This window comes from Winogradskyella sp. 3972H.M.0a.05 (assembly GCF_040493455.1).
Taxonomy (GTDB): Bacteria; Bacteroidota; Bacteroidia; order Flavobacteriales; family Flavobacteriaceae; genus Microcosmobacter.
The window spans coordinates 332,202-358,527 of sequence record NZ_JANFDA010000003.1; the positions used below are offsets into that span (position 1 = coordinate 332,202).

Here is a 26,326-nt window from a genome sequence, read left to right on the forward strand (position 1 = left end):
TAGTCATTTTAGCCTGGCTTTGGATAGCGAACATGAAGACAATTTTCGAAATTAGACAAGCCGATGCTAGTTAAATTGTTATTATGAAATCTTTTGTAAAGGTTCACTTGTCAGCGTTTGGAAATTGTTTATTGTTATCGCTTTAGCTTTAAGATCAAACATGAGGTTATAAAGTCCAAAAAACGTTCTGTTGATATAAATAAAATGCTTGGACCCTCTGTTGCCATTCATTTTACGGAGTTCGGTATTCTTGCTATATTTTTCTCCTAATTCAGCAATTCTCTGGAAGAATTGTTCGTCAGAGAAATCAAAGGTGTCAGAATGGAATGGTAGGGTAAAAATAGTTAACATCTCATGGAACATGTCTGTAAAGAACTCTACTTCTTTAGCTGTATCATCCATTCTTAGAATTTCTAAATCATATAGTTTTGATTTAAAATGCTCAATGTTATCTAAGCTTTCCTTCTTTGCTAATTCAAAGTACGGAACGTAAAACTCTTCAGGTATAGTTTTCATACACCCAAAGTCCAAAACAATCAATTCACCTTTTGGAGAAATTAAGAAGTTACCTGGATGTGGATCGGCATGTACTTTATTCAACACATGGATTTGGTACATATAAAAATCCCATAAGGCCTGACCAAGTTTTTGTGACAAATCGGTATCTGTATTATGTAATACAAATTCCGACAGATGTTCTCCATTCATATAATCCATGGTTATGATCCGCTCGGAAGACAAATGCTCGTAATAGTCTGGAAACTTTAGGTTTGGAATATGTTTACAGGCATCTGCAACCGCCTTGCTTTGCTCGACCTCTAGTATATAATTGGTTTCTTCAATGAGTTTATGCTCAACTTCTTTGAAATATTTGTCTGAGTCTGCACCTTTTATATTAAACATTTTGATGGCTACAGGTTTTACCAATGCTAAATCTGAAGCAATGCTTTCTGCAACGCCTGGGTATTGGATTTTCACAGCAAATTTTTTCCCATCCTTTTCAGCGATATGGACTTGACCAATACTCGCTGCATTTACAGACGTTGCGTTGAAAGCATCAAATAGTTCATTTGGGTGTTTCCCAAAATATTTTTTGAATGTTTTTATAACTAATGGTGGCGATAGTGGTGGTACAGAAAATTGTGCTAGGGAAAATTTTTCTACATAAGCCTTTGGTAAGATACTTTTTTCCATGCTTAGCATTTGTGCAACTTTCAGTGCGCTTCCTTTCAGCTTTTTGAGACCATCATAAATATCTTCAGCATTGTTTTCATTGAGCCGTTCTTTGGCTACTGCTTCAGAATTAACGAGCTTATCTCCATAGTATTTGAGATAGTTGACACCAACTTTAGCTCCTGTCTGAACTAATTTGCTTGCTCTTTGAATTTTTGTGGTAGGTATGGAGTCTAATGTTTTCATTAATTCATTTGTACTTTTTCTTTAAATAAAAATTTACCGAAATCAATAATGCTACTCAAAGGTCTAATATCAATGAGATCTAGGCTGGCATTGATTGATTTTTCGATAAAAATATCGGTCTTCTCAAAATTTGGTGAAGAATCATCCATCCAAAATTTCATAGTGAGTAATAATTGTATCCAGGCAGATTCCTTTAATGATTTCGATTGAACTTTACTCAGTCGTTCTTGCTTTATTTCTGGCAGATTGAAGTTTAGCTTGTCTACATAATCCGTGTATACTTTCTTCAGCATGGAAAGTGTTTGTAAGGATTTGAGAGGTGAAAGGTTCTTGTTTAAAGCATAAATTACGTAACTGCGATTGGCTGTTAGTAACTCAAAAAAAGTAAAGTGGAAACTTAGCAGCTTATTCCTTGAGTCAAAATTACTGTAGTCTTTGTTCTGTTCTAGGAGTTCAAGAGTTTTGTGAAAAAAGACCTTGAAAATGGTTTTTTCGAGCTCATCAAAATTAGCAAAATAGCCATAAAATGCTGCTTCTTCAAAGTTGTTTAACTTGGCAAACTTGTAAATGGACTCTGGATGATTATTGTGCTCTAAAGCATATTCCATATACATGCTTATAAGCTTTTCAGAAGTAATAGATTTCTTTTTAGCCATAATGTGATATTATGGTCAAAGATACAAAATGTTTAACTTATTTAAATAAAAGTTAAACAAAAATTAACAATCGTCATCACAGCAGTTATCGTCTTTAACTAGTTTACAACTAAATACTGCTAACAAGGCTCCGATAAAGGGAGCAGTGAGGTATAGCCATAAGTGCTGAAGATTACCTGATATGACAGCAGGTGCTAAAGATCTAGCTGGATTCATTGAAGCTTTCGTCATTGGTCCGGCGAACATGGCTTCTAAGAGGATAACGCCTCCAACGGCAATTGCTGCCATTGTACCAATTTCCTTGCTTCCTGTAGAAACGTTGATAATGACAACCATCAAGAAGAAGGTAAGTATGAGTTCAAGTACAAAAGCTTTATAGGGCTCGAACCCTTCTGCGGGATAGGTATGTCCATAACTATTACTTTCAGGAAAAAGAAACCAAAGCAATCCTATGGCAATGAAAGCACCTATTGTTTGAGCAATAATATAAACGGGAACGTTCTTCCATGGAAATTTTTTAGCATAAGCAAAACCGATAGTAACAGCTGGATTGAAATGCGCACCTGAGATTTCACCAAAAGCGTAAATCATTGCCATCACAATCAATCCCCAGGTTATGGCAACACCAACGTGAGATATACTACCATTTGTAATTTCGTTAATCGTCATAGCACCACAGCCACAAAATACCATCCCAAAGGTGCCTATGATTTCTGATATAAGTTGCTTCTTCATGCCTACAAAAGTAATTACTCTTAATTTAAGTATTTGTTAACAATTCACGGTTTTGCTAATGCTTAACTTTATGCCACTTAAAAATTAAACATTAATACTAGTCAAAATGAAAAAACTATTCCTTTCTTTTTTAGTTGTTGCCTTAGCGTTTTCAGTTAATGCTCAGGTAGAAACGCCACAACCGAGTCCTTTTAGCAAGATAGAGCAGAAGGTAGGTTTAACTGATATTACTATTGAATATTCTCGCCCAAGTGTAAAGGGTAGAAAGATATTTGGAGCTTTAGAACCTTATGGAGGCAATGTTTGGAGAACAGGTGCTAACAAAAACACTACAATTACATTTAGTGATGATGTTACAATTGCTGGACAAACGGTAAAAGCTGGTTCTTATGCAATCTATACTAAATTAAATTCTGCTAAGCAGTGGGATGTAATGTTCTACGCAGATACTAACAATTGGGGAACACCACAAAATTGGGACGACTCTAAAGTAGTTGCTACAGCCAAGGTAGACGTTATGGAAGTTCCTTTTGTTGTTGAAACATTTACTCTAGATATCAACAATATTACTAATGGTAGTGCAACGTTAGATATGATTTGGGAAAAGAGCTATGCTGCGGTTCCATTTACTGTACCAACAGAATCTAAAGTACAGGCAAGCATTGATAAAACTATGAATGGTCCTGGAGTTGGTGATTACTATAATGCTGCTGTATATTATGTAAGTGAAGGTAAAGATCCTGCACAAGCTAAAAAATGGATCGATAAAGCGCTTAGCATGGTAGAAACACCACGTTTTTGGCACTTAAGACAGAAATCATTAATTTATGCTGCTGCTGGAGATAAAGCTGGTGCTATCAAAGCTGCTAAAGCTTCTTTAGCTGATGCTGAAAAGTCTGGTAATGCTGGATATGTAAAAATGAATAAAGATTCTCTAAAAGAATGGGGAGCTCTTTAATCTAGAACACAGAAGAAAATATATAAAGCGCAACTTTTAAAGTTGCGCTTTTTTTATGCTAAATCTGTTTTGTTTCTGGATAATGTTTGTAGAAGAACCGCAATCACAATAACAATAATGCAACCGACAAAATTCAACCATAAGTACGGAAGTGTTATATGTCCAAATTCGTTAAGTAAGAACAAGCCAAAAATGATAACTTGAGTAATAATAGCACCAACAAACACAGCATTTCCTCTGACAAACTTAAAGAAGAAGGCTAACAAGAAAATCCCTAAAACATTACCATAGAATATAGAACCGATAATATTAACGAGTTCAATAAGGTTTTCTGCTAAGTAAGCCACACAAGCAACAATAATGGCTAAGATTCCCCAAGCCAAAGTAAACAACTTAGTGACTTGTACCATTTGGGTTCCGTTTAGTTCCCTGTTCACGTTTCTACGATACAAGTCCATAGCAGTAGTGGACGCTAAGGCATTCAATTCGCTTGCAGTAGACGACATTGCAGCACATAAGATTACAGCTAGTAGCAGTCCTATTAAGCCTCTAGGTAGATTATTCAGAATAAAATGTATAAAGACATAATCCTTGTCATTAGATTCAATCTTTAGGTCTTTCTCTTCAGCTACTTTATCAATAATCAGTTTTGCTTCAGCTCTTAATTTTGATTCGTCTTCATTTGCTGCCTTAATAGCTTCAACAGTTGTGTCACTTCCAGTTTCAAGATAGTCAGTAATTAAAGCCTGCTTTTCTTTCTGAATGGTTTCTTGTTGCCTTTGTAGGTCAGAATATGATTGGTAATATGATGTATTTGCAATTTCAGTTTCTGCTTGCGGATTAAAATTTATTGGTGATGTATTGAATTGGTAAAATACAAATACCATGATACCTACCATAAGGATGAAGAATTGCATTGGTACCTTTAATAGTCCATTAAATATCATACCCATTCGCATCTCCTTAACGGATTTACCAGAAAGGTAACGTTGTACCTGACTCTGATCTGTACCAAAGTAGGAGAGTGCTAGAAAGGTTCCCCCAATAATACCACTCCAAAAGGTGTATCTGTTTTCTAAGCTGAATGAAAAGTCGAGAACTTCCATTTTACCACTGGCTCCAGCAATATCAAGTGCTTTACTAAATGTAATACCTTCTGGCAATTGACTAATAATGATGAAAAAGGCGATAAACATTCCTGTGAATATTACACCCATTTGATGTTTTTGAGTAATACTAACAGCTTTCGTACCTCCAGAAACTGTATAGATAATGACCAGAATTCCTATGATAATATTGAGGATAGTCAAGTTCCAACCTAATACAGCGGAGAGAATAATCGCTGGTGCAAAAATGGTAATTCCTGCTGCCAAACCTCTTTGAATTAAGAATAGGATTGCAGCAAGAGTTCGGGTTTTTAGATCGAAACGGGATTCTAAATATTCATAAGCCGTATAGACCTTAAGGCGATGGTATAACGGAATAAACACCATGCAGATAATAACCATTGCTATTGGCACTCCGAAATAGAATTGCACAAAGCCCATTCCGCTGTGAAAGGCTTGTCCTGGTGTGGATAAGAATGTAATGGCACTGGCTTGTGTCGCCATTACGGATAGACCTATAGTCCACCATTTGGCCTCATTACCTCCCTTTATATAATCTTGTACATTTTTATTCTTCCTGGTTTTCCAGGTTCCATATATAACAATAGTCGCTAAGGTGAGAATAAGGACAGTCCAATCTTCCCAATGTAATTTTTCGAATACAGACATACTATGAGAAGGATTGGGTGATTAGATAAAATAGAATGATATATATAGCATTTGCAACCAATACAAGTGTGTATAGATTGTTCCATTTATATTTGGTAGGCTGGTCGTTCATTAGTCTTCTAATTTCTTTTCGGTTGAAATATTATCTTTTCCTATCGATAACATATTGGCAAACAGGCGATAGGCTCCAGGAACTCCAGCAGGAAACTCTCTAAAGAAACTCAACCCTGTATAGATGTAATGTCCTTTGCCATGTTTTGCTACTAATAAACTACCTTCTTTAGGAGATTCTCCTTTATCATTCATGGAGAGGATTGGCGTAAACTCGTCTCCCCATTCATCAGGGAAATATAATCCTCGTTCTTGTGTCCAGCCTTCAAAGTCTTTGGAAGTGATTTTATTTGGGTAATTAAGAACAGGATGGTTGGTGTCCAAGAGTCTAACTTCTGCATTTTCGTCAGTAACTCGAGATCTTGATAATTTTAGATCATAAGGTGCTAACTGATCTACTTTCAGCCTAAAGCTTGTATTGTATTGCACAATAAGGTTACCACCTTCTTTAACGAAATCAAATAGTTGTTCTTGTTTAAACTTTAAATCATCTATCGTGTTATAAGCTCTAATACCTATCACTACGGCATCTAGCTTACTTAACAATTCTGGATTTATATCCTTTGGATCTATAGTGACGACATTATACCCAATCTGCTGAAGACTTTCTGGTACAACATCTCCAGCACCTTGTATATACCCTATATTTTCTCCTTTTTTCTGAATGTCTAGCCGAACTACTTTACTTTCGTTGGGAAGTAATACCGTTTGAAATGGAATGTGGTTGTATTCAATCTCTACAAGCTTTTTATCATACGTTTTGTCGCCAACTGTGACAACTGGATTTAGGTAACCTTCACTTTGGTTAGGCGGTGGAATAACAGTGAACACTAGTGTTTGTTCTTCGCCTTTATTTTTCAAGCTTACTTTTTGAATGTTTGGGTAAACATTCCAATCGTTAGGATGTTTAATGGTTACTTCACCTTCGATATTATCTTTACCTGCCTTCACTATTACAGTAATATCTTTTTGTTGACTATTTTCAAAAATGAAAACCTGTTCCGTAATACTAGAAGTTACCTGAGGAATAATTTCAAAAGGTTTGTAGAGTTCACCTTTATCAGGTTTAGAGTAGCGATATACAACTGGTTTAGTAAAGGTTATTGGTGTGTTATTGATAAGAAGATTGAAATCAACATTATAAACTCTAGGTGTTTCAGGTTTACCTATAAACCTTTCTTCAGCTTTATACATACCCAAACTTCCTTTTTCCTTTAGCCAATATGGAGTCGTTTCATCTGCATCAGTTTTTACTGTAAACACATCCTGAAAGTTCAGTTTTTGGTTATTAGCTAAACTCATATCTTTTTTTACATTCACAGCATTTGGCATATTGAAACTTTCTAAAACCATGTTTGCATCACTTCGGTTTAACGCTTCAATATTTACGCTTACAGTTTCTCCTTGAGTAGCCCAATTGTTACTTGCTGAAGCTTCTAAATACAATCCTGAACAAGCCTCTATTATTGACTTTAATTGTTTGGTTTTTATAGACTTCCAGTGCTTGTCTTCAACTTTTGATAGAAGTTGATAAGCTTCCATTAATTTTGGTAAGTGTGAAGCTGGATTTCTAAAATCGAAATTGTTTTCAACCTCATATAGAATGTCTCCAATTGCCTTTCCGCCTTTAATTCTGTTCCAGGTTGTATCGATGCCTTCAAATACACTCGAGCTTCCATTTAGAGGTTCTCCTTTCAGGAATTCAATATATTCACTTTGTTCACCCCTGGTTGTTGGACGACCAAATCCTTGACATAAGTGCTGACTACTTGCTATTGATGCTAATTCATTATTAGAAAGCCCTTTCAACGGATAGTATACTCCGATATCGATACTTAGCATATTGCTCTTGTCTGCCTTTTCAAAATTCTCTCTGCTGCCATAGAACCACCAGCCAGTATTAAAGAATAAACGTTTTGGCTGCCAAAGTTCTGTTTTATTGAGTTGGTCAGGATAAGATGATGGATTGTTTACTAGGTCAAAAGCTTCCATGCTCAATAGAGCAGAAGCTGTATGATGCCCATGAGTTCTACCTGCTCGTCTATGATCAAAACGATTAATGATGACATCTGGTTTGAATTGTCTTATTGCTAACACGACGTCACTAAGTACTTGATCTTTATCCCAAATGTCCATAGTTTCGTCTGGATGCTTAGAATATCCAAAATCATTAGCTCTGGAGAATCTTTGTTCACCACCATCTACACGTCTTGCGGCTAATAACTCTTGAGTTCTGATGACTCCAAGTAACTCTCTAATCTCTGGACCAATTAAATTTTGCCCGCCGTCACCTCTGGTTAAGGACAGGTAAGCCGTTCTGGCTTTAACATTGTTTGCCATATAAGCAATTAACCTTGTATTCTCATCATCTGGATGAGCAGCAACATAAAGAACAGAGCCTAAAAAGTTTAGCTTTTGAACCGCTTCAAAAATTTCTGAACTACTAGGTTTTTCGGGTTGTTGTGCTTTGGCTAGGTTAAGCGTTATACAAGCTAATAACAGGAGTATAGTTGATTTTCGCATGACGAATTATAGTTAGCAAAACCAAATATATATAAAGATGATAACTGTCAGCTAGGATTTAATGTTTCTTTAACTTGTTTGGGTATTGGGTATTGGGTGTTAGGTGCGGAATCACTATGTCGTTTTAATGCCTTTTACCAAAAACCTAAAACCAAGACTACTTATCATAGGCGTCTTTCTCGAGAAGCGAAACAGCTTTTTGCAGCAATAGGTTATTCGGATAAGTTACTAGTTCACCATTATCCTTACGAACATGTAGCTGAAACGAACGGATATCTTCTATGATTCCTGTAACCTCATAATCCTTATCATGAATTTGAATTTTGTCACCGACTTTATATGGAAACGAAAAGAACATCACAATACCAGATGTAACATTACTTAGTATGGACCAACCTGCAAAAAGTGTAATTCCTAAAACAGCAAAAACAGACGAAAATACGACGATTAAGTCTTCCATCTTAAGACCAAGCACAAAAGCTTCAATAAGCAAAGCAATCAGAAGGAAGGTAACGGTGACATAGCGTCCAATTAAGCGAATACGGCCTATGTTTTTACCTTTTTGACTGGCAGAACGCCTTATAAGAAGTCTTACAAATAGCTGAATTATGAATAAAACACCAAAAACGATGATGGTGTTTATAATCTCACTCCGATAGTTGGTAAAAAAGTGCTCCATGTATCTTCATTAAGATATTCAAAGATAGTTAGGAATAATGAAAACTTACTCAAGTAACAATGTTTTTCTCATGCTTTCATCTGCATTACTGTTTTTACCCCAATATGCGGATTTGATAGTCTTGAGTTTTGTTGCTTTTGTAGTCATCATTTTGGCATTCGGACCAAATCCACTTTTGAAGGATTCTTCCCAGCCAACAATCTCATGAGGAAACTCTGGATTAAAGTTTATTGTCAACGTTCTATCCAGTTCAGGATAACTGATGGAATAAGAATTGTTTTTGAGTTCAGCATTGGCTTTGTAGGCTTTTAAAGAAGCGTGTCTTAATCTTGAAAATTCAAAAGATGGGACAATCTCTATAGAACCCACTGGCAATGATTTTGGATTAATTCTCAATTGTGTCCATAACTCGTTTTCTAGAATAGCTTTACTAAGCGTAAAATCTTGGTCGGCTTCACTCTGAAAGTAGGAGTGTGACTTTATCTCGAATTGCTCCTTATTGTTTAATTGAGAATATACATGACCGCACCACTCTTGTACAGAGCAAGTAACTTTTATAGCATGTTGATTGTTGGATACAGGGAAAAACGTACTCTGCATTATGGAATAAGGGTATACTCCTGTATAAAAGTTTTTAGTAGCATTGAGTTTTAGCACAGGAATATTATCAGGATTACTGTAATCGGCTTTAACCTGAAGGTTTTTATCAAACTCTTCGGTTACGTAAACTAATACAGCATTACCTTGTCGCAGTTCACCATAGCGTGCTTGTTCTAGTTTAAAAGACGTTATTTCCGCTTCACCAGCATACCAATACGATTTGAAATCTTCGCTAAGTGGTTTGGCAGGCTTTTGAACTGAACTACTATTAGTTTCTTTTGGTGTGTGTTCGGCTATGGTTTTCGTTTCGGAAGTTTTTGGTTTGCACGATACTAAAAAACAAAGTGCTAGACCAAAACTTAAAATGTTCAGGCTGTGTGATGGTTTCCTTTTCATAGTACTACATTTTATACTATAAAAATACGAACCAATTAGCCATTTACGATACTGTTTAACGTTTTATAAACAAGGTGAGTTGGTAATCCCATCACATTAAAATAGGAGCCTTCAATATGCGTTACACCAATATACCCAAACCATTCTTGTATTCCGTAAGCACCTGCTTTATCGTATGGGTTGAAAGTGTTAATATAATACTGAATCTCTTTATTACTAAGTTCCTTGATGGTGACTTGGGTTGTGGCGTAAACTGTCTTCTGAAATGTTTTGGTTTTTATACAAACCGAAGTTATAACTTCGTGTGTATTGCCACTTAAAGATTTGATCATTGCAAATGCTTCTTCAGCATTTCTTGGCTTTCCGAGTGCTTCATCATTGTGCCAAACAATAGTGTCGCTTGTGATTAGGATATCATTATCTTTTAGCTCATTTTCAAAAGGAAGTGATTTTAGCTGCGCTAGATAGTTAGTGATTTCAAAATGCCTAAGTGTAGGAGGATATTCCTCTTTAACGGGTTTGAGTCGAATTTCGAAATCTAAACCCAAATCTCTAAAGAAGTTTTGCCTTCTTGGAGACCCAGAAGCTAGTATGACATTATAATCCTTAAGTTTTTCTTGAAGCATTTCAAATTCTATTTCAGAATAAATTGATATAGCAATAATGATAAAAGTCCAGTGAGCATTACCAATTTAAGCATTGTACTGATATGTTTATAATTTGCTTTTGAGTCTGCAGTGTATATTTTGATGACAACATAGATTAAAGGCGCTACAACCAACACCAAGAAATATATAACAGCTTCTATTTTGTGGTATAGATAGGTGATAACATAATAGGTAATAACTCCTATCGGTACTAACGAAAGCACAAATGCTACTTTCTTGGCTCTATCTCTTCCAATAGCTATTGGTAATGTATTAGAACCCATTTTATGGTCACCATCGACATCTTCTATATCCTTTATTAATTCTCTGATGAGGTTGATCATGAAAGCGAAAATTGCATAATCGAAAATGATATCGAAGAATGTAATCTGTGTAGCTCTGTTATCTACAGTCATTACTGGTAAAAGCTCAAAAATCCCAACAATTAATAGGGTAGAAGCAACGACAATAGATATTATAATATTTCCTACTAAGGGTAAATGCTTTAGGTATGATGAGTAAACATACAGTATGGCTGAAATCGCTACAAAGATTGGGAAGAGTACACTTTTACCAACTACTTGAGAAATGTAAAAACCAAGCCCAACACCAACAATATTCAGGGCTATAAATAAATTAAAAGCCGCCTTTTCACTAATCGATTTCCCTATCAAAACCTTATTAGGCTTATTGATGGTATCTGCTTCGATATCAAATAAATCATTAATGACATACCCGGCAGCAGCAATGCATAAACAAGTTAATACTAAAAGGGCAAACCCATAATCATTGAGCGTTGTAGTAACGTTAAACGGTTCAAAGAGCGCATATTTTATAAGATACTGCGTAAGCGCAATCAGTAATAGGTTCTTCCAGCGAATAAGATTAAGATAGTTCAATTGTAATTGTTTATGGATAAATTAATCATACTTAGCATCAAAATTGCTATTCCATTTTCCTTGTACTTTCAAGACTTGTTCAATAACATCTCTAACACAGCCTTTACCACCATTCTTGTGTGATACATATTTTGAAATAGCTTTAATTTCTGACACAGCATCTTGAGGGCAACAAGGTAATCCTACTAGTTTCATAACGGGAAAATCTGGAATATCATCTCCCATGTAGAGAACTTGCTCAGGTTTTATATTGTAAATGTCCAAATACTCATCTAGCTGTTCAATTTTATTGTGTGCTCCTAGGTAGATATCAGTAATGCCCAATCCTTGTAAACGTTTACGAACCCCTTCGTTCGATCCACCAGAAATGATACAAACATTAAACCCTGCATCTATAGCAGTTTTCATGGCAAAACCATCTTTGGTATGCATGGTTCTCAGCATTTCTCCAGAGGTTGTTAATGTAATGGTTCCGTCTGTGAGAACACCATCGACATCAAAAATGAATGTCGTAATATTATGCAAGTATTCCTTATAACTCTTATCGTCCATGGGTTTGTTTTATGGATTTGGTTAGTAATTCGTATATGGCTTTGTGCTGTTCATTCTCAAGTAGCTTCAAATGACGCTTTATGGTTTTCTTATCATTGCGTTTGGCTGGGCCAGTCTGTGCCATATATGGTGACATATCCTGAACCTTTTTTGCAGTCTCTAAAATTAGAGGTTTCAGAATATCAAAATTAATCGATTTAGCATCACTAATCTCATGAGCAATACGATACAACTGATTTGCAAAATTGTTAACATAGACTGCAGATAGGTGTAGTGTTTGCCTTTGCTCAGTAGAAATTTTATAATTAGGACTTCCAATCGCTACCGCAAGGTCTTTTAATAGCTGCAAGTTCTGTTTCTCTAAGACTTCGATACATATTGGGACATTAGAAAAATCAATTTCAGAATGTTTAGAGAATGTTTGCAAAGGGTAAAAGACACCACGTTGGTTCTTTTTATCTAGATCGTGTACATTAACACTTCCAGAGGTATGCACTACCAAACGATTTTCAAAAGGAAGCACTTTGGACAATTCTGAAACAGCATCATCACTAATAGCCAGGACATATATATCTGCTTCTTTAAGTTTGGAGAGATCATCCACAATTTCGACATCATTTTTATAAATCTGCAAATTGGACAAATCTCTGTTATACCATTGCGTAATAGTTACAGAATCAGATTTACGAAAAGCTTTGTAAAGATGAGTGCCAACATTCCCAGCACCAAGTATCACGACTGAAATCATGCTGCTAAAATAACCATATTTAAATATATACCTTGCGTTCTTTGATGTATAATTTTTTCGACGATTCTAGCTTTTTAATGGCCCGTATTACAGTCTCTACACGCAGTCCAGTAAGCTCAGAAATTTGTTGTCTGGTAAGTTCTACTTCATAAAGCGTTGAACTGCCAGAACTCTGCTTTAAGTGATTTAGCAAGGTCATGATACGATGCTCTGGTGGATACACAGAAACTTCTTTCATGATTTTAGCCTTGTAGAACATGCGTTTCGAAAGTAACTTGGTAAAATTCAAGTGAATTTCAGGATAAGCTTTTAAAACCTCAAAGAAAACCTCTTTTGGAAGCACATAGATGGAAGTGTCTTTGGTACAAATGCTAGAAGCAGGATATTCAAAATCTCCAAAAAGGGGAGGTTCAGCAAATGCTTGTCCGTCTTCAAAATAACCTTGTACAAACTCTTTTCCATCTTCGGTAAGATTAAACATCTTGATATTTCCAGAACTTATTTGAAAATAAAATTGAGCCGTTTCTCCTTCAATGAAAAGCACATCTCCTTTGTGGTGTTGCTTTAGTGTAGCATTATAGTTTTCGAGTATTTCAACAGGAATCATGGGCTTATGATTTGAATCATAAAAAACCAAAGATAAAGCAATGAACTTTGCTCACATAATATAAAATCATAATCAGATGAATTATTACAGTAAGTTTTTACAGGATTTCAAATCGAGATATACTATTTACATCCCATTAACGATTATTCTACAAAGTTGCATAGGTTCTGTCGCTGCGATGTATATACTAATGAATAGTGCTAACGGTACATTTTTGTTTTTTGAATTAACTATTTGTGTTGTATTGAGCATGAGTTACAATGCTGCAGTTTTAGCACAGTTGAATTATAAGATGGTATTTAATTTGCTAGTGGCTTCTATTCTGGGAAATATTTTGCTAATTGCAATAAACCTAGTTAGATTAGCTTAAGTATGAATAAAAGCGACATTAGCACCAAAGATGATATCCATACACTGGTATCTAAGTTTTATGCCAAGGTAAGGCTACATGATACTCTCGGTCCAATTTTCAATACAGTTGTGAAGGATTGGGATGATCACTTAGAGCGAATTACACTGTTTTGGGAATCGAATTTATTCTTTCGCACCAAATATTTCGGTAATCCTTTAGAAGTTCATACGAGAGTTGATCAGCGCTTCAATAATAGCATAACACAAGATCATTTTGGGCAATGGCTCAATTTATGGATAGAAACGATCGATGAGCTACATCAAGGTGACTATGCAGATAAGGCTAAATTTAGAGCACGTAAGATGAGTACTTTCTTATATATGAAAATCTTTGAAAACAGACATTGATGTCTTAAGGCTTCACGAATTTGTTAAATACTCAAAGTCCTGTTAAAAACATTGAAAAACCATAATTTATCTAGGTAAAAAGCCGTAAATTTGCACGACCAAAAATTCGAAGAATTTGCTATGCTAAAGAACCTGTCCAAAATTCTTTTCTCAACCAAACTTACTGCTGTATTATTTATTGTTTTTGCTGTTGCGATGGCTACGGGTACCATACTCGATAGAAATATGGATACGTCGCCGACACCATACACCAGAACATTAATCTATAATGCGTGGTGGTTTGAAGCCATAATGGGCTTTTTCATTATTAATTTCGTTGGAAATGTTTTCAGATTTAAGCTTTACAGAAAAGAAAAATGGGCAACATTTATTCTTCACCTAGCCTTTATTTTCATTCTAGGAGGTGCTTTTATCACTCGCTATTTTGGTTATGAAGGGATGATGCCAATTCGTGAAGGCGCTTCAGAAAGTACATTTCTTTCACAAAAAACTTACATCTTAGGTCGTGTCATTGGAGATTATAAAATCAATGGCGTGCTTCAACAACGACGCATCGAAGAAGAAGTCGATTTCTCCGAACGTTTAGATAATGAATTCAAAAAAACTTTCGATTATGGAGATGAACAAGTTACCATTGAATTAGAAAAATTCATCCAAGGTGCTGAGAAAGACATTAAACCAGATGACAATGGTGAATCTTATTTAAAGATTGTTGAGTCAACTGGAGGACAACCACATAACCATTTCCTTAAAGATGGACAGGTACAAAGCATTCATGGCGTATTGATTTCATTGAATAAGCCTATGGATGGTGCCATTAATATCACTAATGATTCTTTGGGGCTTAATATCAATTCTCCTTTTGAAGGTGAATATATGCAGATGGCAACAGGGAATACAGGTGCTTTGGTTAAAGATAGTATTCAGCCATTAATGTTGAGGTCTCGTTACATCATTGGAAATATGCAAATCGTATTTCCAAAGCCTGTTGTAACCGGAACTTTTGATATTGTAAAGAAAGCGAGAATTCTTAAAGGCGATGCACAAGGAATGGTGCTAAAGGTTTCGGCAAATGGAGAAACCAAGCATGTTAATGTTCTTGGAGGTCCTTTTCAATCTAATCCATATGAAGAAGTAAAAGTTGGAGGACTAGATATCGCATTACAATATGGTGCTAAGGTGCTACAATTGCCTTTTGATGTGAAGCTGAATGACTTTATCGCGCCAAAACGACCAGGAACTGATAACGTCTACGAATCATTTGAAAGTAAGGTCACTGTACTCGATAAAGACAAGGGCGATTTTGATTATCATATTTACATGAATAATATTCTGGATCATAGAGGATATCGTTTCTTCCAGGCAGATTTTGATCCAGATGAAAAAGGAACAGTTCTTTCCGTGAATCATGATGCGGCAGGAACCTGGGTCACTTACATAGGTTATTTTATGTTATACTTTGGCTTAATGGCTATTCTTTTTGCGAAGCATACACGCTTTGACGATCTAAGAAAACAATTAGAAAAAGTAAAAACTAAGAAGTCCAAAATAGCTACAATGGTAGCTTTGCTATTGAGTGTTATGCTTTCTGCACAAACACACTCGCAAGATGATGGACACGAGCATTCAGAAGTTACTACAACTCAGATTGATTCCATTTTGGTCGCCAATGTTACTCCAGAAGATCATGCAGCTAAGTTTGGTGCCTTGGTGATTCAAGACTTTAACGGTCGCATGAAGCCTATGGATACCTATGCTTCAGAATTGCTTAGAAAGTTGAGCAAAAATGAAACTTATGCAGGACTTAATGCCAACCAGATATTACTCTCTATGCAAGAGAGTCCACAGTTATGGTATAATGTTCCTATCATTTATCTGAAGAAAAGAAAGGGCGATTCCATACGAAAGATTATCGGTGTTTCAAAAGATGAGAAATATGTAAGACTTATCGATTTCTTTGATGAGCGTCTCAACTATAAATTGGATCCATACTTAGAAGAAGCATATTCTGCACAAATTCCGAATGGATTTCAAAAAGAATTCAAAGAAACAGATCAGCGTGTTAGTTTATTGTTCAATACTATAGAAGGGCAGACCTTAAAGATTTTTCCTGTTCCCGAAGATGACAATAACACTTGGATATCATCTCACGATTTCAGAAGAGAAGGTTATCGCGAAACCATTAAGGATAGTCTCTATGGAAACTTCATTAATAATGGATTTAGTGCCTATCTCTTAACGCTAAACCAAGCCAAACAAACTGGAGATTTTTCTAAGGCCGAAAGTTTATTGGAAGGCATTAAAAAGACACAACAAAAGATTGGAGCAGAGGTGATGCTTTCTGATGAGAAGATAAATTCTGAAATTCGTTACAACAAGTACGATATCTTCAAAAAGCTGTTTAGTTGGTACATGTATGCAGGTACCTTGCTATTCATCATCCTTATCGTGAAGATATTCAATGATAGAAGTAAACTGCTTAGAATTTTATCCTATTCATTTCAAGGAGTTATTATTCTACTCTTCTTGATGCATACTGCAGGTCTTATTTGGCGTTGGACGATCTCTGGTCATGCACCTTGGAGTGACGCATACGAGTCTATGATTTATGTAGCATGGGCAACTATGTTTTTTGGATTAGCCTTTGGTCGTAAGAGTGCTTTAACTATTGCGGCAACTGCATTTGTAGCCTCAATGATTTTAATGATCGCACATTGGAACTGGATGGATCCTTCCATTGCTAATCTTCAGCCTGTACTAGACAGTTATTGGCTAATGATCCACGTGGCAGTTATTGTGGCAAGTTATGGGCCTTTTACACTCGGAATGATATTGGGTGTTGTAGCGCTGATACTAATGATATTCACCACTAAATCCAATAGAGAAAAAATGCTGTTGAATGTTAAGGAACTAACCATCATTAACGAAATGGCATTGACAGTTGGACTAGTGATGCTTACCATTGGTAACTTCCTTGGAGGTATGTGGGCCAACGAAAGTTGGGGACGTTATTGGGGCTGGGATCCAAAAGAAACTTGGGCGCTTATTAGCATTATGATTTATGCATTTGTTATACACATGCGATTAGTTCCTGGACTTAGAGGTCGCTGGTTCTATAACCTAATGTCTATTCTTGCTTTTGGTAGTATTTTAATGACTTATTTTGGCGTTAACTTTTATCTGTCTGGTTTACACTCTTATGCTAGCGGAGATCAAATACTTAGTTTCCAATTTATAGCTGGTGCTCTGGTAATTATTGCTATACTGGCTTCAGTGGCGTATTACAAATACAAATTGCACTATAAGAAATAGATTTTTGTTTATTTCTGGCTAATATTGTTTACCTTTAAATATTCCCTTAGGTAGCTCTACATTTCTGTAGTTAATTAATTACTGTTGAACGATATGGTCGCTTAAGTGACCTAAAGAAGTATTTTCAAAATATACCTGTATTACGGTATGCTTTTGAATGTGATTAATTAGTAATATTGAATCAAGCTTAAGACATAAATAGAATGAGCAAAAAGAATCCAATAATCAATTGTCATGCACACGTTTTTACTGGAGATTATGTACCGCCATATCTAGCTAAGACATTTTTAATCTGGCCGTTTTATTACTTATTATCGCTTAGAGCGGTGATAAATTGCTTGAGATGGTATCACAATAAGATTAAACCATTTTTCTTTACTAACAAAGTCAAAAAGATTAAGAGATGGTTCTATGAATCAGAAATATTCTTTAGGCGTAATTATCTACTAGGCACAATTAAAAGACTAGCTGAGATTTATCTTATTGTCTCTATTCTCTTCTATGTTGGTTTATGGCAATATGACATTACTGAACCTCAAGATACACTTATTGGTAAGTGGGTTGTGAAAGCGCTAATTTTTATAAAAGATAGCGGCTGGATTATTGTTGTTCCTAAGTTATGGCTAAAAATTCTCTACTTAGTACTTGTGCTAATAGTGTTTAAGTCGATACGAAACCTAGCAATTTCAGTACTCAACATTTTCAAAATATTGCCAGGGAAAAATTTTAAAAAGCTATTCTCGAGATATGTTCAGATAGGAATGTTTTCAAAATATAAAACCCAAAGTAGAATCTATCAACAACTCGAAAAGCAATATCCTCAAGATACAGAATTCATAGTACTTCCCATGGATATGGAGTATATGCAAGCTGGGAAATTAAAGCCAGAGTTTACCATAAATTCTCAGATGGAAGGTATACTGAAAATCAAGAAAACAAATAAGGAGACTTGTCATCCATTTGTTTTTGCTGAACCAAGCAGAATGAAGGATAAGGCGTATTTTGATTATGAAGTTGATAAAAGCACTGGAGAAGTGTCTTTGGTAAAAGGATGTCTGGTGCAGGAATATCTTGAAGAGCATGACTTCGCTGGAATTAAAATGTATCCTGCTCTTGGGTATTATCCATTTGATGAAGAATTACTACCACTTTGGAAATATTGTGTGCAAAGAGATTTACCAATAATGTCACATTGTATTAAAGGGACAATATTTTTTAGAGGTAAGAAAAAATCTGAATGGGATGAGCATCCAATTTTTACTGAAGGTAAGATTGACGAAGCTATGCGAAAGACCACTGAGCATGATAAAAAGTTGGATTTCGATATTGATGCCGATTACATTCTTGAAGACGGAAAGCCTCTGTACCTTAATGAGATTAAGAATGTAGACTTCTGTAATAATTTTACACATCCGCTAAATTACTTATGCTTACTGAATGATGAACTGTTGAAGAAAGTAGTTAGTCAAACTAAAGATCCACGAATTATAAATATCTTTTATGATAATGATGGCGAATATCGCGGAGAAGGGTTATCAGATTTAAAAATTTGTTTTGCCCATTTTGGAGGTGATGACCAATGGAAACGTTTCTTGGAAAGTGATAGAGATAACTACACCTCGCAGTTAGTCCTGAAACCAGATAAGGGAATCGATTTCTTTATGAATGCTTCAGGTAAGCCAAGTCCAGGGAAATTGGCATATGTATGGCGTTATGTAGATTGGTATTCTATTATTTGCAGCATCATACTTCAGCATAAAAATGTATATGCAGACATTAGTTACATTTTGCACGATGAGATCATACTACCACTTCTTAAACAGACACTTGCTAATGATAAGCTTCAAGAACATGTGCTATATGGTAGTGATTTCTATGTCGTTAGAAACCATAAAAGTGATAAAGAATTATTAGCAGATATGAGAGCAGGGCTTTCTGAAGTAGAATTCGATCAAATCGCTAGAGAAAACCCTAGGGCATATCTTAACTTGGATTAAAGCTCAATAGGTTTTGCTTCACCAGAAAGGATATCTAGTTTGTAATCTCCAACTCTAACTCGAACAAGCCTTAACGTTGGAAACCCAACTGCAGCTGTCATTTTGCGAACTTGCCTAAACTTACCCTCGTTTATAGTAACACTAATCCAGGATGTAGGGCCATGCTTTTCATCTCTTACTTTCCGATTGGCAATTGGATAAGGCTTTAACGTATCTATTCTGGTGACTTTGGATTGTTTAGTAATATAAGATTCACCATTAACTGTAATAGATATACCATTTTCAAGTTTGTGTATAGCATGGTCAGAAATAATGCCATCGACTAAAACATAATATTCCTTATCAATGGCACTGCTATTAATGTAATCACTCACTTTGCCATCAGTTGTCAATAATAAAAGTCCTTCACTTTTCTGATCTAGGCGACCAATAGCCATGATGCCTTTAGGAAAATCATGCAACTCTCCAAGTAGCCATTTGTTTCGTCGCTTCTTCTGATTATTAACAAATTGACTAAGGTAACCAAAGGGTTTATGAAGCATAAAATGTGAGTGCTTTGTCATGTAGGCAATTTAAGTTATTTCAGAAATAATGAAACATTTTTTTGTAATTTGAAAAAAATCCCTCAGATTTGCATCTATGATTGATTAAGCTTACTTCCGGTTCTGTCGATTTTATCGACCCTTAGACATCAAACAGGCAATGTTTGATATTCTCTATATATTTATAATTCAATCATGACATCACAAATACCATCAATAAAACAACTATTAAAATATTTTAAAATTGCTGTAACTGGCAAGGAACAAAACTTTACTTCTGGCAGTATACGTAGAGCAATCTTTATGCTTTCCATTCCTATGATCTTGGAAATGCTCATGGAATCCATCTTCGCTGTTGTAGACATTTTTTATGTTTCCAAAGTTAGTGTCAATGCAGTAGCCACAATTGGTTTAACAGAATCTGTGGTAACACTCATCTATGCTGTAGCGATAGGATTGAGTATGGCAGCCACAGCAGTAGTGGCAAGGCGAGTTGGCGAAGAAGACTTAGAAGGTGCTTCGCAAGCTTCGGTACAAGTCATTTTCTTAGGCGTTGCAGTAGCTGCAATAATTAGTGTTATTGGTATCCTATTTCCAAAGGAAATTTTAGGCTTAATGGGAGCAGAGCAAGATTTAATAGAAGAAGGATACGGCTATACTCAAGTACTATTGGGAGGTAACGTTACTATAATGCTACTGTTCTTAATCAACGCTATCTTTAGAGGTGCTGGTAACGCTTCAATAGCAATGTGGACTTTGATTTTATCAAACGGACTCAATATTATATTAGACCCAATTTTCATTTTTGGTTGGGGACCTGTGCCAGCATTTGGAGTTGAAGGGGCAGCGATTGCTACGACAATCGGTAGAGGTACAGCAGTAGTATTTCAACTAGCCATTTTATTCTATGGTTGGAGTAAAATCAAAGTAACTGTCAGAGACTTGGTTATTCGTGCTCAAGTGATGCTAAACCTCGTAAGAGTCTCTCTTGGAGGTATTGGTCAGTTTTTGATCGGTACGTCGTCTTGGGTATTCTTAATGCGTATAATGAGTGAGTTCGGTAGTGAAGTTTTGGCTGGATATACTATTGCCATAAGAGTAATGATTTTTACGTTGATGCCAGCTTGGGGAATGAGTAACGCTGCTGCTACCTTGGTTGGTCAAAACCTTGGCGCGAAACAACCCGATAGAGCGGAAACTTCAGTATGGAAAACAGGAAAGTACAATGCCGTTTTTATGGCGCTTGTCTCTATTGTTTATTTAGTGTTTGCCAAACAAATCATTATGTTATTCAACAAGGAACCAGATGTGGTAGAATACGGCGCATTATGCTTACGTATTATAGCAGCTGGTTACGTTGCTTATGGTTATGGAATGGTCGTTATTCAATCTTTTAATGGGGCAGGAGATACCAAAACGCCTACATGGATAAATTTTATATGCTTTTGGTTGTTCCAATTGCCTTTTGCTTATGTTGCCGCTGTAAGTCTGGATTTAGGTCCACAAGGCGTCTTTTGGGCGATTACCTTAGCAGAAGTACTTATAGCTGTTATCGGTATTTGGTGGTTTAGAAAAGGAAAGTGGAAAACTGTTCAAGTTTAGTTAGTCTTGCGAATCGTTTGCGTCTAAGTTATCGTCATTAATACTAGCTATTAGTGTTAGAATAATGAAGATTACTGAACATCCTAATGCTGAAAACCAGAATAGCCAGCCCAGTAATAAACTAATCAGTGCTCGAAAGTAAATATTTCTTATGAGGTTCATGAAAGAAAATAATAGCATGTAAATATATATAGTTTCGTAATTTTAAGGACAGATAAATTTATCATGAAAAAGAATAAATTAGGTATAAATACAATTTGTACGCATGTAGGTGCTATTGAAGATAGGCAATTCAAAGGTGCAACATCTCCTATTTATTTATCGTCTTCCTATGAATTTATGGACGTAGATGTGAAGCGCTATCCGAGATATTTCAACACGCCAAATCAAGAGTACTTGGCTAAAAAGATTGCAGCCTTAGAACATGCAGAAGCTGCATTGCTATTTGGTTCAGGAATGGCAGCGATTAGTTCTACGTTGTTTGCGTTTTTGAAGGCTGGAGATCATGTCGTAGTTCAGAATGATATTTATGGAGGTACTAGAAATCTAATTGCTAAACAATTCGATAAGTACAATATCTCGTATACATTCACCAACGGACTTTCAGTTGAAGATTTTCAGGATGCTATTCAAGCTAATACAAAACTGGTTTATATTGAAACGCCATCCAATCCTTTATTGAAGCTGGTTGATCTGGCTGCAATTGCGTCACTATGTAAAAGAGAAAGTATTATCAGTATTATTGATAATACCTTTGCGACGCCTGTCGTTCAAAATCCAGTTGACTTCGGAATTGATATCGTTGTGCATTCTGCAACAAAGTACTTTGGAGGTCATTCGGACCTTTGCGCAGGCGCTGTGGCAGCATCTCAAGAGCATATTAACAAAATATGGGAACTGGCTAAAGATTTTGGAGGCAGCTTAAGCGATTTTACGGTTTGGATGCTAGAACGTAGCTTGAAAACTCTGGGGATTCGTGTAAAAGCACAGCAGCGTAATGCTAAAAAGCTTGCAAAGTTTTTGAATAAGCATGAAGCTATTTCTAAAGTCTATTATCCAGGTTTGAAATCGCATCCTGATTATGACTTGGCGAAACAACAAATGCGAGGTTATGGTGCTATGTTGTCTTTTGATATCATTGAAGAGCTTAATGCCAAAGTATTTCTTAAGGCCTTACAGTTAATAAAACCATCAATGAGCTTGGCTGGTATTGAAAGTACCATGATATTGCCTGCTGAAGCATCGCATGCATTATTGTCTAAAGAAGAGCGCTTGGAGCAGGGCATAGGTGATAACCTCATAAGATTCTCTGTAGGTATAGAGGATAAGAATGATTTAATAAACGATATTGAAACTGCATTATCTATAATTGCAGAAGGTAAATTAGTAAACACAATATGAAATTAGATATACTAGCTATAGGTGCACACCCAGATGATGTAGAATTGGGTTGTGGTGCTACAATTGCTAAAGAAATTGCAAATGGAAAGAAGGTTGGAATCATAGATCTCACCAGAGGAGAACTTGGAACCAGAGGTACTGCAGAGACTAGAGATGAGGAAGCGACAGATGCTGCAAATATTCTTGGTGTTTCTGTAAGAATAAACATGGGATTTGCAGATGGCTTTTTTGTGAATGATAAGCAACACCAAATAGAGCTCATCAAAGAAATACGCAAGTATAGACCAGAGATTGTACTGTGTAATGCCATAGAAGATCGACATATCGATCATGGTAGAGGTAGTAAGTTGGTCAGTGATGCATGTTTCCTAAGTGGACTTGTAAAGATAGATACTAAGCATGATGATGTAGATGGTTGGCAAGACCCTTGGCGACCAAAGTTTGTGTATCATTATATTCAATGGAAAAATTTGGAACCAGAAATTGCAGTAGACGTTACTGGCTTTATAGATAAAAAGATGGCAGCTGTTTTGGCTTATAAAACCCAATTCTTTGATCCAGATAGTAAAGAACCTGAAACACCAATTTCTAGCAAGAATTTTACAGATAGTATTAAGTACAGAGCCAGAGATCTTGGTAGATTAATTGGCACAGAGTATGCAGAAGGGTTTACTGTAGAGCGATATCCTGCAGTGGATAGTTTGTTCGATTTGAAATAATTTTAGTCGAAAAGGTTTTGTAAAAACAAGACAAAACAATTACATTTGCAGTCCTAATTTAAATGGTGGTTGTAGCTCAGTTGGTTAGAGCGCCTGATTGTGGTTCAGGAGGTCGTCGGTTCGAGACCGATCTTCCACCCAAAATAAAAGCCTTTCAGTTATCTGAAAGGCTTCTTTTGTATATAGTGTTTTTAGATTTAGTGGTAACGTCTCCAACTATGAATCGTTTTAATGGCTTATGCAAATTGATTGACTTAGTCTTTTGTGTTTAACAATTTATTTAATTCTGTCTTACTTAAATATTGTCCTCGTTGAACTAGTCCACTTATCGTTAATGTGTTTTCAATGTTTTTCATTGGGTTCTTGTCAAGGATTAAAATGTTTGCAGTTTTACCTTCTTCAATAGTTCCAAGTTCATCCTCGCGTTCAACATATATAGCAGGATTCAAAGTAGCCGTTTGCAAAGCTTCCAACTCGGTAAAACCAGCTTTAACAAAAAGGGCTAGTTCATCATGTAATGTAAACCCTGGATATATATTTGGATTACTAGTATCTGTCCCTGCTAAAAATTTAGAGCCATTATCCAACATGGGCTTTAAATAAGACATTGTTAGTTCAAAAAAAACTTTCTCAACTTCACTTGATTCTTTACTAGCTACTAAATAGGATGGTGCTCCATCTTCTGTTATGTCTCCAAACCAGTACTCTTGTTCTTCCTTTGGAATGTATTTTAACCTTGGATCATGCTTAAAAATAGAATCAATTTCTTCATTGACAATATAAGATTTCAAAAGTGATAAGGTCGGACAAAACCAAGTGTTCTCTGATTTTGTGATAGTAAGAATATTATCTTTTAAGTTGCTGTCAAAGGCTTCAAGAAAAGCTTCTGTATACGTATTAATATCTAAATCTTTATGGGTGTTTATAAAAGATTTATAATCAGCAATACCATGCTCTAATCCTATCGAATGTTCTATGCTCTTTTGGCCAGCTAAGATTCCTTCTTCCGCTGTGACTTGCAATGGAAGGTGTCCTGCAAATTTAAAGTCTAACTTCTTGCACTCATCTGCAATGGCCTGATAGGTCTCATAACTGAGGAAATTATAAACCTTTACAAAGTCATATCCTTTCTCATAATATTCCCTTACCAGTTTGCGGCCTTCTTCGGGATTTGAGGCCACTCTGGCTCCTGGCCAAGTTTCACCTGGCCCATCGGTTATTGGGCTAGAATAAAGAAATTCAAAACCTCTATAAAATCCATCCTTCCTATTTTTTTTGATGTCTTCGATTCCCTTATCTGAACCATGCATACATCTTAATCCTGTAATTCCTAAAGCAGTGTATCTATCCAGTACCCAATCCTTACCCCATAGATGAGCGTGCATGTCCCACAAACCAGGGATGATGTATTTATTACTTGCATCAATTAGGGTGTCAGTAGTCCTTAAGTCCTTATCGTGGTGGGTGATTTTCAGAATTTTATCCTTATTAATCCAAATGTCACGATGTTCTAGAATTTCTCCTGTTTTTACATCTATGATATTGCCGTTTGAAACAATTGTATGGTTAACTACAATATCTTCTTGACATGAGAGCCCCAAAAGAAACAATGCTAATATTAATGTTAGTTTAATTTTCACTGATTTTGAAGTAAGTCCAACGGTTTGTGTATAGTTTTCAATTATAGAAATCACCGAAATAAAGTTAGTCATTTAGTTTTCGCATAAATCACAATGTCCTACTAAATTCATTAATACTTTAGTACAGTTTTCGATTTTCGTTCATATTTCGCCCAATGTAATTGTATATACAATATATGCAAATTTATAAGTATAATCCCGCATACTCTAGGTTCGAAATATAGAAGCCTTTCAGTATTCTGAAAGGCTTCTTTTGCATATAGTGTTTTAGATTGAGCAAGTGACACTAGGAGTTAAGCTTATTATTGTATGAGGCTTTATAGACCATTTTTGCTTTTCCAATTACTCATTGTCGTTGGATGGTTATTATCAGTAGGATAATTCTGATTTATAAAGTCTAGTTGTTTTAATGTTAGCAGTACAAACATCCCATCATTGCCACAACTAATTGGATAAAACTGTTCGTCCGAATTTTGTCTCTTCAGTTCTGCGTTCAACATTTCTATGAAATTTACATAGGCAATTCCCCAATCAAGATCTGAAAATGGTCCATCGAAGGCTATATATTCAATCCCGTTCAGTTCGATCGTATGTTTCCAGTTGTTCTGACCTTGCAGGCTATTTTCATATGCAAATTCTAATTTCAGGTCAAGTTTTTCAAACGTCGGTTTTACTAGGTTTAAATATTCTGTTAGTCCACCTGTTTCAAAAAGTTCTTCACAGTCTATCCAATGGAAGCGGTTATCCATAAAATACAATGTTTCTCCACGCGTAGGGCCTTGAAAGAAATTCAAGTCCGTGTATGCTTTCTCAATATCAAACTTAACCGTATCCAATTCAGATTCTTTAGTCAAACTGAAATACCCTAACTTTTCTAATTCTGTTACTACTTCTTTTCCGCTTAGTTTCTTTTGAATTGCTTTCTCTGGATTTTGATTTTTGATTTTAGAAACCGTATTATCTTTTTTGGAATTACAGGCTAAAAATGTGAGAAGCAATATGGTTAGAAAAATATGTTTCATTGAGTTTTGTAAGATTGTTAACAATGG

The 26,326-nt window shown here is 35.8% G+C and carries 24 protein-coding genes and 1 tRNA gene; 9 read left to right on the forward strand and 16 right to left on the reverse strand.

Features of this window, described 5'->3' with window-relative positions; translation table 11 throughout:
• Nucleotides 1-81: 81 nt before the first annotated feature.
• From NCE97_RS08525 to NCE97_RS08535, 3 genes are all read right to left on the reverse strand, one after another.
• On the reverse strand, nt 82-1,419 hold the full coding sequence (locus NCE97_RS08525; RefSeq protein ID WP_353778613.1) for an ABC1 kinase family protein: 1,338 nt from the start codon (nt 1,417-1,419) through the stop codon (nt 82-84).
• The gene (locus tag NCE97_RS08530; protein ID WP_353778614.1) at nt 1,419-2,075 is read right to left on the reverse strand and encodes a TetR family transcriptional regulator C-terminal domain-containing protein; all 657 of its coding nucleotides are present in this window, start codon (nt 2,073-2,075) and stop codon (nt 1,419-1,421) included. Before NCE97_RS08530 ends, NCE97_RS08525 begins: the two co-directional genes overlap by 1 nt.
• Nucleotides 2,076-2,138: 63 nt before the next feature.
• Entirely contained in the window at nt 2,139-2,810 is a 672-nt protein-coding gene (locus tag NCE97_RS08535) for an MIP/aquaporin family protein (RefSeq protein WP_353778615.1), read from the reverse strand.
• 106 nt (nt 2,811-2,916) lie between these two features.
• Between NCE97_RS08535 and NCE97_RS08540 the strand changes: the two genes are divergently transcribed.
• Nucleotides 2,917-3,768, forward strand: coding sequence for a DUF2911 domain-containing protein (locus NCE97_RS08540; protein ID WP_353778616.1), 852 nt, complete (start codon nt 2,917-2,919; stop codon nt 3,766-3,768).
• A gap of 53 nt (nt 3,769-3,821) precedes the next feature.
• On the opposite strand, the gene NCE97_RS08545 is transcribed toward NCE97_RS08540, so the two are convergent.
• From NCE97_RS08545 to NCE97_RS08585, 9 genes are all read right to left on the reverse strand, one after another.
• Nucleotides 3,822-5,543 carry a sodium:solute symporter family protein gene (locus tag NCE97_RS08545; RefSeq protein ID WP_353778617.1) on the reverse strand — a complete coding sequence of 574 codons (1,722 nt, stop codon included), beginning with the start codon at nt 5,541-5,543 and terminating at the stop codon, nt 3,822-3,824.
• 111 nt (nt 5,544-5,654) lie between these two features.
• A complete protein-coding gene (locus tag NCE97_RS08550) occupies nt 5,655-8,177 on the reverse strand; it encodes a PIG-L family deacetylase (RefSeq protein WP_353778618.1) in 2,523 nt (840 codons plus the stop codon).
• 157 nt (nt 8,178-8,334) lie between these two features.
• The gene (locus tag NCE97_RS08555; RefSeq protein WP_353778619.1) at nt 8,335-8,856 is read right to left on the reverse strand and encodes a mechanosensitive ion channel domain-containing protein; all 522 of its coding nucleotides are present in this window, start codon (nt 8,854-8,856) and stop codon (nt 8,335-8,337) included.
• A gap of 45 nt (nt 8,857-8,901) precedes the next feature.
• On the reverse strand, nt 8,902-9,852 hold the full coding sequence (locus NCE97_RS08560) for a septum formation inhibitor Maf (RefSeq protein ID WP_353778621.1): 951 nt from the start codon (nt 9,850-9,852) through the stop codon (nt 8,902-8,904).
• A gap of 35 nt (nt 9,853-9,887) precedes the next feature.
• Complete coding sequence (locus NCE97_RS08565) at nt 9,888-10,478, reverse strand: Maf-like protein (RefSeq protein WP_353778622.1); 591 nt, start codon at nt 10,476-10,478, stop codon at nt 9,888-9,890.
• A gap of 8 nt (nt 10,479-10,486) precedes the next feature.
• On the reverse strand, nt 10,487-11,398 hold the full coding sequence (locus NCE97_RS08570; protein ID WP_353778623.1) for a geranylgeranylglycerol-phosphate geranylgeranyltransferase: 912 nt from the start codon (nt 11,396-11,398) through the stop codon (nt 10,487-10,489).
• Nucleotides 11,399-11,419: 21 nt separating this feature from the next.
• Nucleotides 11,420-11,950, reverse strand: coding sequence for a KdsC family phosphatase (locus NCE97_RS08575; protein WP_353778624.1), 531 nt, complete (start codon nt 11,948-11,950; stop codon nt 11,420-11,422).
• On the reverse strand, nt 11,940-12,698 hold the full coding sequence (locus tag NCE97_RS08580) for a Rossmann-like and DUF2520 domain-containing protein (protein ID WP_353778626.1): 759 nt from the start codon (nt 12,696-12,698) through the stop codon (nt 11,940-11,942). The genes NCE97_RS08575 and NCE97_RS08580 overlap by 11 nt, the downstream gene beginning before the upstream one ends.
• Nucleotides 12,699-12,717: 19 nt before the next feature.
• Complete coding sequence (locus NCE97_RS08585) at nt 12,718-13,305, reverse strand: Crp/Fnr family transcriptional regulator (protein WP_353778628.1); 588 nt, start codon at nt 13,303-13,305, stop codon at nt 12,718-12,720.
• A 76-nt stretch (nt 13,306-13,381) separates the two neighbouring features.
• Between NCE97_RS08585 and NCE97_RS08590 the strand changes: the two genes are divergently transcribed.
• From NCE97_RS08590 to NCE97_RS08605, 4 genes are all read left to right on the forward strand, one after another.
• Nucleotides 13,382-13,675 (forward strand): hypothetical protein, encoded by a 294-nt coding sequence (locus NCE97_RS08590; RefSeq protein ID WP_353778629.1) that lies wholly within the window; start codon nt 13,382-13,384, stop codon nt 13,673-13,675.
• Nucleotides 13,676-13,677: 2 nt separating this feature from the next.
• On the forward strand, nt 13,678-14,064 hold the full coding sequence (locus tag NCE97_RS08595) for a group III truncated hemoglobin (RefSeq protein WP_353778631.1): 387 nt from the start codon (nt 13,678-13,680) through the stop codon (nt 14,062-14,064).
• Nucleotides 14,065-14,184: 120 nt separating this feature from the next.
• Nucleotides 14,185-17,376, forward strand: a complete 3,192-nt coding sequence (locus NCE97_RS08600) for a cytochrome c biogenesis protein CcsA (protein WP_353778744.1) — start codon at nt 14,185-14,187, stop codon at nt 17,374-17,376.
• A 203-nt stretch (nt 17,377-17,579) separates the two neighbouring features.
• Nucleotides 17,580-19,373, forward strand: a complete 1,794-nt coding sequence (locus tag NCE97_RS08605) for an amidohydrolase family protein (RefSeq protein WP_353778632.1) — start codon at nt 17,580-17,582, stop codon at nt 19,371-19,373.
• On the opposite strand, the gene NCE97_RS08610 is transcribed toward NCE97_RS08605, so the two are convergent.
• A complete protein-coding gene (locus tag NCE97_RS08610) occupies nt 19,370-19,936 on the reverse strand; it encodes a pseudouridine synthase (protein ID WP_353778633.1) in 567 nt (188 codons plus the stop codon). The genes NCE97_RS08605 and NCE97_RS08610 overlap by 4 nt on opposite strands.
• Nucleotides 19,937-20,110: 174 nt before the next feature.
• On the opposite strand from NCE97_RS08610, the gene NCE97_RS08615 reads away from it, so the two are divergent.
• Nucleotides 20,111-21,517 carry an MATE family efflux transporter gene (locus tag NCE97_RS08615; protein WP_353778634.1) on the forward strand — a complete coding sequence of 469 codons (1,407 nt, stop codon included), beginning with the start codon at nt 20,111-20,113 and terminating at the stop codon, nt 21,515-21,517.
• On the opposite strand, the gene NCE97_RS08620 is transcribed toward NCE97_RS08615, so the two are convergent.
• Nucleotides 21,518-21,697, reverse strand: a complete 180-nt coding sequence (locus tag NCE97_RS08620) for a hypothetical protein (protein WP_353778636.1) — start codon at nt 21,695-21,697, stop codon at nt 21,518-21,520.
• Between the two features lie 45 nt (nt 21,698-21,742).
• Between NCE97_RS08620 and NCE97_RS08625 the strand changes: the two genes are divergently transcribed.
• From NCE97_RS08625 to NCE97_RS08635, 3 genes are all read left to right on the forward strand, one after another.
• Complete coding sequence (locus NCE97_RS08625) at nt 21,743-22,918, forward strand: trans-sulfuration enzyme family protein (RefSeq protein WP_353778637.1); 1,176 nt, start codon at nt 21,743-21,745, stop codon at nt 22,916-22,918.
• Entirely contained in the window at nt 22,915-23,637 is a 723-nt protein-coding gene (gene bshB1, locus NCE97_RS08630) for a bacillithiol biosynthesis deacetylase BshB1 (protein WP_353778638.1), read from the forward strand. Before NCE97_RS08625 ends, bshB1 begins: the two co-directional genes overlap by 4 nt.
• 64 nt (nt 23,638-23,701) lie before the next feature.
• Nucleotides 23,702-23,777, forward strand: a tRNA-His gene (locus tag NCE97_RS08635).
• 114 nt (nt 23,778-23,891) lie between these two features.
• On the opposite strand, the gene NCE97_RS08640 is transcribed toward NCE97_RS08635, so the two are convergent.
• Entirely contained in the window at nt 23,892-25,349 is a 1,458-nt protein-coding gene (locus tag NCE97_RS08640) for an amidohydrolase family protein (RefSeq protein WP_353778639.1), read from the reverse strand.
• A 245-nt stretch (nt 25,350-25,594) separates the two neighbouring features.
• A complete protein-coding gene (locus NCE97_RS08645; protein WP_353778642.1) occupies nt 25,595-26,299 on the reverse strand; it encodes a hypothetical protein in 705 nt (234 codons plus the stop codon).
• Nucleotides 26,300-26,326 lie beyond the last annotated feature (27 nt).